This window comes from Asanoa sp. NPDC049475 (genome assembly GCF_040676915.1).
Taxonomy (GTDB): Bacteria; Actinomycetota; Actinomycetes; order Mycobacteriales; family Micromonosporaceae; genus Asanoa.
The window spans coordinates 144260-157997 of record NZ_JBFAPY010000006.1; the positions used below are offsets into that span (position 1 = coordinate 144260).

At 72.2% G+C, this 13738-nt stretch carries 14 protein-coding genes; 8 read left to right on the forward strand and 6 right to left on the reverse strand.

Translation table 11 applies throughout. The annotated features are described in order from the left end of the window. Positions 1-84 precede the first annotated feature (84 nt). From AB0J88_RS24735 to AB0J88_RS24750, 4 genes are all read left to right on the forward strand, one after another. Entirely contained in the window at positions 85-687 is a 603-nt protein-coding gene (locus AB0J88_RS24735) for a disulfide bond formation protein DsbA (protein ID WP_364358439.1), read from the forward strand. A gap of 76 nt (positions 688-763) precedes the next feature. Continuing rightward, on the forward strand, positions 764-1036 hold the full coding sequence (locus AB0J88_RS24740; protein WP_364358303.1) for a hypothetical protein: 273 nt from the start codon (positions 764-766) through the stop codon (positions 1034-1036). A gap of 55 nt (positions 1037-1091) precedes the next feature. Further along, on the forward strand, positions 1092-2282 hold the full coding sequence (locus AB0J88_RS24745; RefSeq protein ID WP_364358306.1) for a DUF1015 family protein: 1191 nt from the start codon (positions 1092-1094) through the stop codon (positions 2280-2282). A 13-nt stretch (positions 2283-2295) separates the two neighbouring features. Then, the gene (locus AB0J88_RS24750) at positions 2296-2769 is read left to right on the forward strand and encodes a ribose-5-phosphate isomerase (protein ID WP_364358309.1); all 474 of its coding nucleotides are present in this window, start codon (positions 2296-2298) and stop codon (positions 2767-2769) included. Here the strand turns inward: AB0J88_RS24750 and AB0J88_RS24755 are convergent. Together AB0J88_RS24755 and AB0J88_RS24760 are read right to left on the reverse strand one after the other, a co-directional pair. Continuing rightward, the gene (locus AB0J88_RS24755; protein ID WP_364358312.1) at positions 2759-3187 is read right to left on the reverse strand and encodes a hypothetical protein; all 429 of its coding nucleotides are present in this window, start codon (positions 3185-3187) and stop codon (positions 2759-2761) included. The genes AB0J88_RS24750 and AB0J88_RS24755 overlap by 11 nt on opposite strands. Positions 3188-3211: 24 nt before the next feature. Beyond that, positions 3212-4441 (reverse strand): GNAT family N-acetyltransferase, encoded by a 1230-nt coding sequence (locus AB0J88_RS24760; protein ID WP_364358315.1) that lies wholly within the window; start codon positions 4439-4441, stop codon positions 3212-3214. Positions 4442-4519: 78 nt separating this feature from the next. On the opposite strand from AB0J88_RS24760, the gene AB0J88_RS24765 reads away from it, so the two are divergent. From AB0J88_RS24765 to AB0J88_RS24775, 3 genes are all read left to right on the forward strand, one after another. Continuing rightward, positions 4520-5032 carry a hypothetical protein gene (locus tag AB0J88_RS24765; RefSeq protein WP_364358318.1) on the forward strand — a complete coding sequence of 171 codons (513 nt, stop codon included), beginning with the start codon at positions 4520-4522 and terminating at the stop codon, positions 5030-5032. Positions 5033-5101: 69 nt separating this feature from the next. Next, positions 5102-6145: a glycosyltransferase family 2 protein gene (locus tag AB0J88_RS24770; protein ID WP_364358321.1), complete on the forward strand. Its 1044-nt coding sequence runs from the start codon at positions 5102-5104 to the stop codon at positions 6143-6145. A gap of 4 nt (positions 6146-6149) precedes the next feature. Further along, a complete protein-coding gene (locus tag AB0J88_RS24775; RefSeq protein WP_364358324.1) occupies positions 6150-7907 on the forward strand; it encodes a glycosyltransferase in 1758 nt (585 codons plus the stop codon). A gap of 105 nt (positions 7908-8012) precedes the next feature. Here AB0J88_RS24775 and AB0J88_RS24780 read toward each other — a convergent pair whose 3' ends face one another. From AB0J88_RS24780 to AB0J88_RS24790, 3 genes are all read right to left on the reverse strand, one after another. Beyond that, positions 8013-9254, reverse strand: coding sequence for an MFS transporter (locus AB0J88_RS24780; protein WP_364358442.1), 1242 nt, complete (start codon positions 9252-9254; stop codon positions 8013-8015). Further along, positions 9251-10600 carry an MFS transporter gene (locus AB0J88_RS24785; RefSeq protein ID WP_364358326.1) on the reverse strand — a complete coding sequence of 450 codons (1350 nt, stop codon included), beginning with the start codon at positions 10598-10600 and terminating at the stop codon, positions 9251-9253. The genes AB0J88_RS24780 and AB0J88_RS24785 overlap by 4 nt, the downstream gene beginning before the upstream one ends. A gap of 225 nt (positions 10601-10825) precedes the next feature. After that, positions 10826-11842, reverse strand: coding sequence for a mechanosensitive ion channel family protein (locus AB0J88_RS24790; RefSeq protein WP_364358445.1), 1017 nt, complete (start codon positions 11840-11842; stop codon positions 10826-10828). A 278-nt stretch (positions 11843-12120) separates the two neighbouring features. Between AB0J88_RS24790 and AB0J88_RS24795 the strand changes: the two genes are divergently transcribed. Continuing rightward, entirely contained in the window at positions 12121-12663 is a 543-nt protein-coding gene (locus AB0J88_RS24795) for an HNH endonuclease (RefSeq protein ID WP_364358329.1), read from the forward strand. A 6-nt stretch (positions 12664-12669) separates the two neighbouring features. On the opposite strand, the gene AB0J88_RS24800 is transcribed toward AB0J88_RS24795, so the two are convergent. Further along, complete coding sequence (locus tag AB0J88_RS24800) at positions 12670-13290, reverse strand: class F sortase (RefSeq protein ID WP_364738019.1); 621 nt, start codon at positions 13288-13290, stop codon at positions 12670-12672. Positions 13291-13738: the final 448 nt, after the last annotated feature.

A 13738-nucleotide genomic window follows, 5' to 3' on the forward strand; every position in this document is an offset into this window, starting at 1 on the left:
GGGCGAGGGTGAATATCAGGGTACGTACCCCTCTCCCCCCAAGGACTTGCCGTGTCCGAAAGCAATGACCGTCAGAAGGTAGACATGTGGTTCGACCCCGCCTGCCCCTGGGCATGGGTCACCTCCCGCTGGCTGCTGGAGACCGAGAAGGTCCGCCCCCTGGACATCAGCTTCCACGTGATGAGCCTCGCGGTCCTCAACGAAGGTCGCGACGAGCTCGACGAGAACTACAAGAACTTCCTGCGTACGGCGTGGGCTCCGGTGCGGATCTGCATTGCCGCCGAGCAGAAGTACGGCAACGCCGTGCTGCGCGACCTCTACACCGCCCTCGGCACCCGGATCCACCCGAGCAAGCAGGAGCGCGGCCCGGAGCTCTACGCCGCCGCCCTGGCCGAGGTCGGGCTCGACCCCGCGCTGGTCGAGGCCGGCGAGAGCACCGAGTACGACGAGGCCCTGCGGGCCAGCCACGACGCCGGCATGAAGCCGGTCGGCATGGACGTCGGCACGCCGGTGATCCACGCCCCCGGCCCGGAGGGCAACCGGGTCGCCATCTTCGGCCCGGTCGTCACGCCGGCTCCGAAGGGTGAGGCCGCCGGCCGGCTCTGGGACGGCGTGGTGCTGGTCGCGGGCACGCCGGGCTTCTTCGAGCTCAAGCGGACCCGCGACGTGGGTCCGATTTTCGACTGATCGGACGCTTTCCACTGGGTTGATCGATTCGTTGCGCAGGGTGTCGAACGGGCACCCTCGCAGCGAAGGATCACCTATGTCCGAGCACACGTCAGACGAGGTCGCCGAGAGCATCGGCGGCGCCTACTGGTCGGTCGACGAAGGCCGCTGGGAAACCGTCGCGCCGGCTCTCCCCGACCACGTCGTGGACCTGCTGGCACCGCCGATCCTGGTCGGCGCGGCCCCCTGCGGCACGGACGCGGTCGCGGCGCTGCCGATGCCGGACCCGACCGGCCCGCCCACCGCCCTCGACCGGCTCGACATGCTGGTGCCGGCGGCCCGGGAGCCGCGGGCCGTGGCCATAGCCTGAGACACGCACCTGGGTGTCGGCCGTCACGTGAACGCCCATCGGTAGCGTTTCGGACATGACGATCGTGCACCCGATCGCCCGGGCCTGGATCACCACCGGCGGCACCGGCGCGCAGAACTACGACGAGTTCGCCGACGACAACGAGATCACCGCGATCATCGCCGACAACCCGCGCAGCGCGCTCGCGATCGAGATGCCGCACCGCGCTCCGGACGCGGGCGGACGCTCCTTCCGCGACTCGCTGCCCGCAGCCGCCCAGCGGCTCGCGGACGCCAAGGCCGACGGCAGCTACACCCCGGCCGAACAGGCGATGGTGCTCTACCGCATCACGGCGCCCGGTGAGGAGCCGGCGTACGGCCTGTGGGCCATGGTGGACACCGACCAGATCTCGACGAGCGCCGACGAGCCGGGCCTCGTGATCCGCAACGAGGACGTCTTCATCGAGAAGGTGCGCGAGCGCGTCGCCCTCGCCGAGGCGGTCGGTCACCTGCTCTCCCCCGTACTCCTGCTGCAGACCGCGCGCGGCGCGGAGCTGCACGCCGCCCTCGCCGAGGCGTGCGACGCGGCCGGCGCCCCCGCCGCGACCGACCTCGACCAGGCGGGACGCACCCACGCGATCTGGCCGCTCGGCCCCGGGGAGGCGCAGGACCGCCTGGCCGCGCTGGCCGGCGGCGGCGAGCTCGTCGTCGCCGACGGCAACCACCGCAGCCTGGCCGCGCAGACCGGCGGGCTGCCGCGCTTCCTCGCCGTGATCACCACCCCCGGCTCGGTCGCGATCCAGCCCTACAACCGCCTGATCAGCGAGCTGACCAGCACCCCGGCGGAGCTGCTCGACGCGTTGCGCGCCGCGGGCGCGTCGGTCACCCCGACGACGGACCTCGAGCCGGCCTCGGTCGTCCTGTACGCCGCCGGCGCCGCGCACGCGGTCACGCTCCCGCACGACCCCACGGTCAGCCGGGTCGAGAACCTCGACCACGCGCTCGTCGAGCGGATCATCCTGCGCGACGCACTGGGCCTGGAGCCCGGCGACAAGCGGATCACGTACGTCGGCGGCGACTACCCGGCGCAGTGGCTGACCGGCGAGGTCGACGCCGGCCGGGCGGAGCTGGCGATCCTGGTCGCACCGGTGACCGTCGACGACTTCGTGGCCGTCAACCTGGCCCGGGCCAAGATGCCGCGCAAGAGCACCTGGTTCACCCCGAAGGCGCGAGGTGGCCTGGTGCTCGCCGAGCTCGGCGACCACTGAGAGACTGCTGACCATGCGCGTCTACCTCGGCTCCGACCACGCCGGCTTCGAACTCAAGTCCCACCTCGTCAACCACCTCGCCACCGTGGGCTACGACGTGGTCGACGTCGGTGCGCACACCTACGACGCCGAGGACGACTATCCGGCGTTCTGCCTGCACACCGGGGCCAAGGTGGTGGCCGACGAGGGCAGCCTCGGCATCGTGATCGGCGGTTCCGGCAACGGCGAGCAGATCGCCGCCAACAAGATCAAGGGGGTACGCGCCGCGTTGATCTGGAACCTCGACACGGCGCGGCTAAGCCGGCAGCACAACGACGCCAACGTGGCCGGCGTCGGTGCCCGCCAGCACTCGCTCGACGAGGCGACGGCGCTGGTCGAGGCGTTCCTCTCGACGGAGTTCTCGGGCGCCGAGCGGCACTCCCGCCGGATCGCCGAGGTCGCCGACTACGAGGTCGCCCAGGAGCTGCCGGCGCTGCCTAACCCTTAGGGCGGCCGCCGCTCCCGCGGGGCAGGTCCTCGCGGGGCACCCAGTTGCGGCGGACGACGACCAGGCGTTCCATCGCCTCCGCCTCGTCCGCCGCGCTGGGCCGGGACGCGTCGCGCGCCCGCATCGCCGCGGTGATGGCGACCTGCGACGCGCCCGAGCCGACCAGCCCGCGCAACCCCCGCTCGGCCTCGCGCTCCTCCGACGGCGGCAGCCCACCCATCGGTCGCGGGCCGGCCGGGCGGCGCGGCCGGCTCTCGATGGGATCGGGGCGGCGCGGCGCGGGTGGCGGCGCGGGGTCGTGCACCTCGGCGGTCGTCGCCGAGGGCAGGCCGTCGTCGGGATCGGACGGTGGCGCTGCCGGCGCGGGCCGGTCCGCCGGGTGGCGCTGACGCCGCCGGCGCCGTTCGTTCTCACCCATCAGCGCACCGTACCCGCTCGCCCGTCAGAACACCTCCGCTCCGCCCGGCGCCTGATGCCAGCGGAAGGCGGTGTCGGCGGCGGCCAGGGCACCGGGGCGCCACTCGTGGACCCGCCCGGCCCGGCCGAGCGCCGCCAGCGAGGTGCCGCCGAGGTAGGCGGCTCCGAGCTCCAGCACGTCGCAGGCCAGGTCCGCGGAGTCGGTCGTGCGCTCGCACGTCGTGGTGCCACCGTCCGTGCTCAGTCGCCAGCGGGCCGCGTTGCCAGGCAGGATCGCGTCGGTCAGCTCCACCACCACGTCCAGCGGCGCGCTGTAGGCCCGCCCGCGCAGCGCCGCCGGCACGTCGACCAGCCGCACCCACAGCCCGTCGGCCACCGTCGCGCCGAGCCGGCGCGGCTCCGCCACCAGATGCGGCAAGGGCTCGTCAGGCGTGGCGAACGAGTAGGTCAGCTGCCGGGTCAGGTCCAGCGAGAACAGGAAGCGCCAGAGCGCGCGGTAGGCGTCCGGCCCGGCGGCGACCACCTCGTCTACGCGGACCTCGGCCGCCGGGCCGCCCTGGTTCCACTCGTTCTTGACCCGCCACAGGGCGAAGCCGTCGACCGTGCCGTCGGTGTCCTCGTGCAGCACCACCTGCCGTTCGGTGGCGCCGTCGCGCTCGGAGGGCACGTCGGCGAGCAGCCAGCTCCACCAGTTCTCGTCGCGGCTCGACCAGCCGGGCCGGCGCGCCCGCACCTCGTCGTAGACCTTGACCAGCTCGGGCCGCAGCGTCTCGGGCGCGCCGGCGCGAAGGCGGCCGGGCGCGGGCGCCGGCAGCCCGGCGCTGGTCAGGTCGACCTGGAAACGGATCCGGCCGCCGGCCGCGCCGTAGCCGAACCTCGGGTAGATCGCCGTCTCGCTGGCCCACAGTGCGGCGATCGGCTCGCGCCCGGCGGCGGACACGTCGCGGAGCTGGCGCTCCATCATCCGGCGCAGGATGCCCTGCCGGCGGTGGGTCGGCAGGACGCCGACGCCGGTGACGTGCGCGCACGGCAGCGCGCCACCGGGCACCGCCATCTCGCGGTCGAACGAGGCCGCCGCGCCGACGATCGCGTCACCGTCGACCGCGACCAGGCCGCGCGCCGGGTCGTGGAGTGGCCGTTCGACGGCCAGCACCGCCGGGTCCTGCGTGTGGTGGAAGACCACACCTAGCATCGTGGCGATCGGTTCGAAGTCGTCGGCGGTAGCCGTCCGCAGCACCACGTCGGGGGAAGTCATGCGTTCTGCGTACCGGAATGTCGGCCCCGAGGCGACCGGTTTGTCGGCTCGCTACCCTGGCGTCAGGAGGGGGGCGTGATGACCGATCAACGCGAGCCGTGGGCCGAGCGCACCGTCGAGATGCCGCCGGGCGGGCAGAACCCGTTCCGCAGTGGGCGGGCGCAGGTGGGTCCGGCCAGACCCGCCGAGCCGCACATTCCGACAGGGACCGGCTGGCCCGGCGAGACCGGCTCGATCCCGCGCCCGGTGTTCTCCGAGGAGCTCCGGCTGTTCCGCCGCGGCGCCCGGTTGATGCTCACCGGCGCGCTGTTCGCCTTCGTCAGCTGGGGTCTCTGGGCCATCTCCGACGGCGGCAACCTGGGCACCCCGTTCGCCCTGTTCGTGCTGACGGGCCTGGTCGCGCTCGGCCTGTACGCGCTGGCGCGGGTGGTCGGCCGGGTCGTGTGGGAGAAACAGCTCGGCCGGGTACGCAAGTCCGCGCGCGGCGCCCACCTGGTCACCGCCGTGTTCCTGGTCGGCGTCGGCGTCGCGTACCTGCGGCAGATCGACTGGGTCGTCAGCGTCTGGAGCTGGTTCGCGGGCCTGTTCTGACGCGGGCTGCCGGGGCTTGACCGTCCGCCCTACACTTCACGCATTTCCGTCGAAGGAAGGCGACCCGGGATGGCGCTCCTCTCTGTGGTGGTCCCGGTCTACCGGGTCGAGGACTACCTCGCCGAGTGCCTCGACTCGATCCTCCGCCAGAGCTTCCGTGACCTGGAGCTGATCGCCGTCGACGACGCCTCCGACGACGGGTGTGCGGCCATCCTGGCCGACTACGCCGCCCGCGACAGCCGGGTCCGGGTGCTCAGCTTCGAGACCAACCGCGGGCTCGGCGCGGCCCGCAACGCCGGCCTCGCCGCCGCCACCGGTGACTACGTGTGGTTCGTCGACAGTGACGACTGGCTCACCGAGGGTGCCGTCCAGGAGGTCGCCGACCGGCTGGCGAAGACCGACGCCGACCTGCTGATCACCGGCTTCGCCAAGGTCTGGGACACCGGGAAGACCTCCGAGTCGACGGTCCGCAAGGCCGGCCCGGCACCGGAGACGTTCCGCCTCGCCGAGGTGCCGGGGCTGGTCAAGCTCCTCCACATCGCCTGCAACAAGGTGATCCGCCGGCAACTGCTGGTCGACCTGGGCCTGGTGTTCCGCCCCGGCTGGTACGAGGACGTCGCGTTCTCGATGCCCCTGATGATCGCCGCCGACCGGATCACGCTGCTGGACTTCACCGCGTACGCGTACCGCCAGCGGCCGACCGGCTCGATCACCCGGACCGTCAGCCCCCGGCACATGGACGTCATCGGGCAGTGGGAGTTCGTGTTCCAGTTCCTGAACGGCCGTGGCCCGGACGACGCCGCGTTGCGCGCGCCGATCTTCGAGCGGGCGATCTGGCACCTGCTCCGCGTGCTCAACCACTACGCCCGGGTGCCACAGCACCTGCGTCGCCCGTTCTTCGCCCGCGTCGTGGCGTTCTACCGGGCCGAACGACCCGCGGGCGGCTACCCGCTGCCGGCCGGTGACGAGGGTGTCAAGCACCGGCTGGTCGCGCGCAACGCATTCCTGCTCTTCGAGGCGTTGCGGGCCGGTCGCAAGATGCAGGTCCGGATGATCCGGCGCGCCACCCGGCCGGCCAGGGCTAAGCCGCGGGTTCCGGACGCCGTACCCTAGCCGCGTGTCGTCATACTGGTCCCTGCTCGACTGCCCCCGGCCGCGCGGCCGCCTCAACCGGATCAAGCGCCTGCTCGGCCTGCGGGTCATCCGGTTGCCCCGGCAACGGGTGCTGATCCTCGCGGCCACTCCGGGTCACCTGCGTGACCTGATCGCGGCGCCGGAGTCGGTGGCACCGGCCCGCGCCGTCCGGATCATGACGATCTGGCAGACCATCCGGCCCGGCTGGGCCGGCGCCGTCGACCCGCTGCCCCGGATGCGCCGGCACCAGGTGTCCCTACCGATGCGCAAGCGCGGTGTGGCGTCGATCACCTTCCGCCTGCACGAGCCGCTGCCGCTGCGCGAGATCGTGCGCAGCGGGCTCAGCGCGCTGCTGCCGGTGCGCCGGATGCCGATGCCGGCCAGCGCCGACATCGCCGCGACCGGGTTGTCCCCCGCGTACCTGCCGCCGAGCGCGCGGGTCGGCAAGCTGCCGTCTCCTGACGAGATCCGGCCGACCGACGTGCTGCTGACGGCCGACCCGGCCGCCGACCCGAGCACGGCCGGCGTCGTGCTGACCAGCGACTCAGCCCAGGCCGGTGGCGCGGTGCTGCTCGACGCCATCCGGATCAACCCGCGGGGTCGTCCCGACCGCACCGCCAAGGGCACCCAGCGACTGGTCTTCGGCGACGCCCAGTCCGGGCCGACGGTGCGCTCGGGCCGGCTCGACGGGATCGGCCTCGACCAGCTGACCATCGAGATGGTCCGGCGCCGGGCCCTCGTCGACGTCGGTGACCTCGCCGGCTACCAGGGCGACCCCGGCCAGGCGGCCGCGATCCTGGTGCAGGTGGCGGCGACCGGCGCGGTGCTGCTGGCACCCGACCTGCAGCCGGCGGTGGCGAAGCTGCTCGCACCCGAGCTCGCCGCGATCCTGGCCGAGCCGGCACCCGACGTCACCGACTCCGTGGCGCTGGAGGTGCACAGCATCCGGCAGCGCCGGGCCGCACTGCGCGGCCACGCGTCCGAGCTGGTGCTGCCGCGCCTCGCCGCCGACGGCTTCCCGATGCTGCGCCAGCTGCCGAGCGTCAGCGCGATCCTGATGACCCGGCGGCCAGAAATCCTCGGTCCGGTGCTAGACGCGCTGGAGAAGCAGTCGTACCCGGAGCTGGAGATCGTGGTCGGCCTCCACGGCTGCCCGCCGCCGGACGCGCTCAACGCCTGGGTGGCCCGGTCCGCGCGACCGGTCACCGTGGTCGAGGTGCCGGCGGACGTCGACTTCGGCACGGGGCTCGGCATCGTGACCGCGCGCTCCAACGGCAGCCTGGTCACCAAGGTCGACGACGACGACACGTACGGCCCGGAGCACATGTGGGACCTGGTCCTCGGCCGCCACTACTCCGGCGCGACGATGGTCGGCAAGGGCGCCGAGTTCGTCCACCTCGAGGACCGCAACGAGACGATCCGCCGCAAGTTCGGCAACCCGGAGTCGTTCGCGGAGTCGGTGGCCGGCGGCACGATCATGATCGGCCGCGGCGACCTGGAGAACGCGGGCGGCTGGCGGCCGGTGCCGCGCTCGGTCGACCTGGGCATCATCACCCGGGTCAAGGCCGACGGCGGGCTGATCTACCGGACACACCCGTTCGGCTACATCTACCACCGCCGGGCCAAGGGACACACCTGGGACCCGGGCCAGCAGTACTTCCTGGACTCGGCCCAGGTCACCTGGCAGGGGCTGCCGCCGTACTCGGAGTTCGGCGTACCGCTCGCCACGGCTTCGGTCTAAGAGCTGACGAACCGACCCGAGCGCGCCGACGTACGCCGTCGGCGCGCTCGGGTCGTCGGCATTTTGACGGCGATCGGCCGCCCGGCCGTCTGCGCCCGCGGCCGGTCAGGCGTGGACCGGTTGGCGGCGGCGGGCGAGGCTGACCAGCACCCCTGCGGCCAGGAGAGCGACGACGAGCGTGAAGATGCCGCCCGCCCAGCGCAGCCCGGCGAACTCGATGACGACGCCGACGCCGATCGCCGGCAGTGCGAGCAGCGTGTAGAGGATCGCGAACAGGGCCGAGAACGCCCCGCCGCGGCGCTCGGGCGGCACGCCGGTCGCGATCGCGCGCAGGCCCGCGCTGACCGCGCTGCCGGTGCCGAGGCCGACCACCACCGCCGCGGCCAGCAGGGGCGGCAGCGCGGCACCCAGCACGGCGGACGCGATCAGCGCCGCGCCGATGATCAGGGCCACGCAGGCGAGCGGCAGGGACAGCCGGGGCGGCAGGCGGCGGTCGATGAGCTGACCGGCGGCGGTGGACACGAAACCGAGGAACACCACGAAGCCGGTCAGCGCCGGGTCGTGCTTGCCGAGCTCCACGCCGAGGAGGATGCCGGTGACCGAGGTGAGCACGCCGAGCACACCGAACCCGGCGCCGCCGGTGGCCGCCGCCCGGATGAAGTCGCCGCGGATCTCGTGCGGGACGCGGAGCCGTTCGAGGTGGAACGTGGCGCGGCCGCGACGGACCGTCTCGGCGACCACGGTGAGTCCGACCAGGCTGGCCGCGATCAGCGCCAGGTCGACCACCCAGCTCAGCCGCAGCGGATGGGTCGCCCACTGGGCCAGCAGGCCGGAGATCATCGTGCCGGAGGCCAGACCGCCCATGTTGGCCAGCAGGGCGATCACGGGACCGAGCCACTTGCGGCGCTCGGGAAGTTGCTCGGCGATCGCGGCGGTGCCCGCGCCGGTGGCCAGGGCGGCCGAGAAGCCGGAGATCACCCGGGCGGCGAGCAGCATGCCGAGGCTGTCCGAGACGAGGAACAGGCTCGCGGCGAGGGCGGAGAGGAGCAGTGCGATCGCGAGTACGGGTTTGCGCCCGATCTGGTCCGACAGCCGGCCGAGGGTGAGCAGACCGACGACGACGCCGAGCGCGTACACGCCGAAAAGGACCGTGATCTCGACCGGGACGATGCCGAACGACTGCTCGTAGAGCGGATAGAGCGGGGTGGGCACCGTCGTCCCGAGCATGACGGTCCAGAAGACGAAGGCCGTGATTGCGACATTACGCACGCCGGCCAGCCTATCCAGTTTTCGATCTTGGTCGAGTGTGCTCTTCCTTACGGGTCGACTACGCGACCGCGCCGTCAGGGTTGGGCGTGCGCCGGGCGGTGGCTGGACGGGCCGCGTTGGGCCGGTGGGCGTTCTTCCGCGTCCGGGTGCGACTTGGCGGCTTCCGCTATCGCTACGTCGAACTGCTCGGTGTTCGGCCAACTGCTCGCCATGATCAGCATCAGGGCGACCCCGCCGATGCTCCAGACGCCGACCACCAACGGGATCTCGAAGTGTTCGGCCAGGACGCCGGTGATCAGGACCGCGGCGCCCTGCATGAGTTGGACGCCCGTGGCCATCACGCCGAACGCGCGGGCGCGGTAGCCGTGGGGCAGGGCCTGCACGAACAGGCCGTTGGCGACCGGCATCAGGCCCGCCACCGCGAACCCGGAGATCGACGCCAGCACCGCGACCCAGACCGGTGATGGGTTGAGCAGCGACGGCACCAGGATCAGCGGGGAGATCACCGCGAACGGGCGCACCAGCCGGCGGCGGAGGTTCGGAGGCACGAGGCGGGCCATCGCCAGGCCGCCGATGATGAAGCCGAGGGGGTTGGCCGCCATGATCAGGGCCTGGTACACCCCGGCCGTCGTACCCTCGGACCTCTCCTGGGCCCAGGCCGCGGCCAGGCCCTCCGGCACGATCGAGAACAGCATCGCGGAGAAGACCAGCAGGGCGATGCCGCGCAGCACCGGGCGGCCGAAGACCAGGCGGAAGCCCTCGCCGGTCTCGCGGAGCAGGTTGGACCGGAGGTGTTCGCGCATCGCCGGCGGCCGGTGCTTCGTGCCGAACCAGATCAGCAGCGCCGAGGCGAGGAACGTGCACGAGTCGACGACGATCGCCGCGCGGGGGTTGAAGGCCGCGATGCCGGCGCCGATGGCGTAGCCGGCGACCTGGGCCGCCTGGCCCACGCTGTTGTTGAGCGACAGGCCGACGACCAGCTTGTCGCCCGGCAGGATCAGTGGCATCAGCGCCGACCGGGCCGCCTGGCTCGGCGGGTTGGCCAGCGTCGCGACGAACAGGATGACCAGCATGACCGGCACCGGCAGGCCCGGGATCACGATCAGCGCGATGAGCGCCATCCGCGCCAGGTCACAAACGACCATGACATTGCGGTACGGGTAGCGCTCGGCCAGCGTGGCGAGCAATGGGCCGCCGACCAACCAGGGCAGATAGCTGATCGCGAACGCGGCGGCCGACAGGGCGACGGACTGCGACTCCTGGTAGACGATGACCGTGACCGCGGCTTTGGAGATGTAGTCGCCGAGCCAGGAGAGCAGACTCGCCGCAAAGACCGCCCGGTATTCGCGCTCGCCGAACACCTCGCGAAACGTCGCCGGCCGATCGGACGGTCGTGTCTCTTCGGACACTGCGTAAGCCTCCATCGTCCTCGGCCAGCCCACTTGTGGCGGTGCGACCGAGCAACGTTGTCAGACGTCGGTGGTGAAGTGAGCTTGGGACGGATTCTGCCCGATCGTCTGACAACTGGCTAGGGCGAACGGGCAGGGGGTCGCTTGTCCGACTGAACGATCGGACGATACCCGACCGTTCGACCGGCGCGCGACCCCGGCCGGCACGACCTTCGATGTGCGGGATGGGCGAAGAGAGCTTTAAGAACCACCCTCCGGTGTGGCCGGACGGGGGAACACCCGGTTGGCGGCGAGCTGTGCCGTGATGCCCGCGCCGGCCAGCGCCTCGGTCAGCCGGCGGCGGAGCTCCCGCCCGACCACGTACTGACCGTCCGCTGTGGTCTTGGCGATCGTGCGGATGACGGTGCCTTCGACGGTCACCGTCTCGACGCCGAGCACCTCCGGCGCGTCGACGAAGTGCTCGGTGAGCTCCGGGTCGGCGTACACGCTGGCGGCCGCCGTCCGCAGCACCTCGGTCGCCTCCTCGGCGTCGGCGAAGCCGATCGGCATATCGATCATGAGCATGGCCCAGCCCTGGCTCTTGTTGCCGACCCGGATGATCTCGCCGTTGCGGATGTACCAGAGCACTCCGCGGGCGTCCCGCACGGTGGTGATCCGGAGCCCGACCGACTCGACGATGCCGGTCGCCTCGCCCAGGTCGACGGTGTCGCCGACGCCGTACTGGTCCTCCAGGAGCATGAACAGGCCGCCCAGCAGGTCCTTGACCAGGCTCTGCGCGCCGAAGCCGACAGCCAGACCGAGGATGCCGGCGCTGGCCAGCAGGGGTCCGAGGTTGAAGCTGAACTCCTCGAGCACCATCAGCAGGGCGATCGAGAAGACGAAGGCGGTCACCAGGCTGCGCAGGACGGAGCCGATGGCCTCGGCCCGCTGGCGCCGCCGCTCGGGCACGACGGAGGCCGGGTCCGCGTCCGGGGCGGTCGGGGTCCGCTGGCGGAGCGGCTTGAGGATCGCGGGGACGGAGCTTTCGGAGGTGGTCCGGACCAGGCGGCTGATCAGCTTGTGCAGGAGGAAGCGGGCCAGGATCGCGAGCAGCAGGATGGCGACGATCCGCAGCGGCTTGACCAGGAAGTAGTAGCTTCCCTCGGCCGCCCAGACGGAACCGGACACGTCCCATATCCAGCCGCAGAAAGGGTCATCCTTCGCGCAGCTGGGGGTGGGCGACGGGGACGGGGATGCCTCGGCGAGGTTCATGATCATGTCGATGGCAGTCACACGTGTGTTCGTACCGCATGGGCCGTTCGGTCAAAGAGGCGGCCTGAGCCAGCCCGCAACCGGACGGAACCGACCATCTCACCACACGAAAACAAAGCTTCACTTACCGACCCCCGATTAGTACGTGCAATCGGGTCCCCCATCAGGGACGATTGCTGCACGGGCGAAGGCACCTCGCCGGCGCCGGTCGTGGCGCTGCGCACCACGACCACACATCGCGGACTTGTGGAGCGGGCGACAGAACGACCGAGAGGGTGAGCGGGATGCCTGACATACGACCAACTGTGGGCTCTGGGGTATTAGTCCTGAACGCTACCTACGAGCCCCTGTGCGTCGTGTCAGTGCGAAGAGCCGCGATCCTCGTGTTATCCGCCAAGGCTGTCTGCGTCGCCGACGGCGAGGGTTTCCTGCACAGCGTCCGCCACGAGCTTCCGGTGCCGTCCGTGGTCCGGCTCACCCGCTACGTCCGGGTCCCCTACCGCGCCACCGTCGGGCTCTCCCGCCGAGCGATATTCGCCCGCGACAGCTGGCGCTGCGCCTACTGCAAGGGCCCGGCCGAGACCATCGACCACGTGTTCCCGCGCAGCCGGGGCGGCCGGCACGCCTGGGAGAACGTGGTCGCCGCGTGCGCCCGCTGCAACCACAGCAAGGGCGACAAGACCCCGGCCGAGCTCGGCTGGCGGCTGCACACCAAGCCGGCGGCACCCAAAGGAGTCGCGTGGCGCGTGCTCGGCCACCGGGCGCCCGACCCGCGCTGGGCGAGCTGGCTCGACCTGCCGATCGCCGAGAAGGCCGAGGCGGCTTAGCTCCGGTCAGCTTCGGTCGCGGGCGGAGACCAGCGACGCGAACACCACGATGTTGTCGGCGTAGCCGGTCGCCCCGCCCACCCAGCGCCCGCCGCACGTGATCAGCCGCAGCGCGGGCCGGCTGAAGTCACCGTGCACGCGGTCGGCCGGCAGGTCTCCTTTGTCGAAGCGCTCGACGGAGTTGACCTCGAACACCGCGACGGTGCCGTCGCGCCGGCTCACCTCGACCCGGTCACCGGGGTTCAGCGTGGACAGCTTGGCGAACACGGCCGGCCCGGTCTTGGTGTCGACGTGCCCGACGACCACCGCGGGCCCGAACTCGCCCGGCGTCGGTCCGGCCTCGTACCAGCCGGTCTCGTTGGGCTCGTCCACCGGCGGCACGGCGATCGTGCCGTCGTCGGCCAGTCCCACGTCGTTGACCGGGGCGTCGACGCCGATAGCCGCGATCTTGATCCGGGTGGGCCGACTCGGCTCCATCACCGGAAACTCCCGCGGCGGCGGCTTGTCACGCGAGCCGAACCAGTTCGGCATCGAGATCGAGAAGCCTCCGGTCGCCTGACCGAGCCCGAGCCCTGACAGAAACACCCCGAGCAGGACCAGGGCGAGCACGCCGGGTACGCCCAACAGCCGCCGCTTCGGCGCCGGGGCGCGCTGGGACAGCCCGAGCAACCGAGCCGAGGCGGCGGTTCCGGCAGACCCGGCCCCGTGGGCGGCGCCCGAACCGACAGACCCGACCGCGCCGAGCCCAGCCTCCGAACCCGGCGCGGCCGAGCCAGCCGGGACAAGACCGGAACCGGGCGCGGTCGCCACCAGGCCCGAGGCGGAGCCCGGCGCGGCAGAACCGACCGGCACAAGGCCAGAGCCCGCATCTGACGGGTCAGAACCGGCCGAGACGAACCCGGAGCCGGCGCCCGGGACGGTCGGCCCAGCCGAGACGAACCCGGAGCCGGCGCCCGGGACGGTCGGCCCAGCAGAGACGAACCCGGAGCCGGCGCCCGGGACGGTCGGCCCAGCCGAGACGAACCCGGAGGCCAGGGCCGGGTCCACAAGCCCGGCCGAGACGGGACCGGGGCTT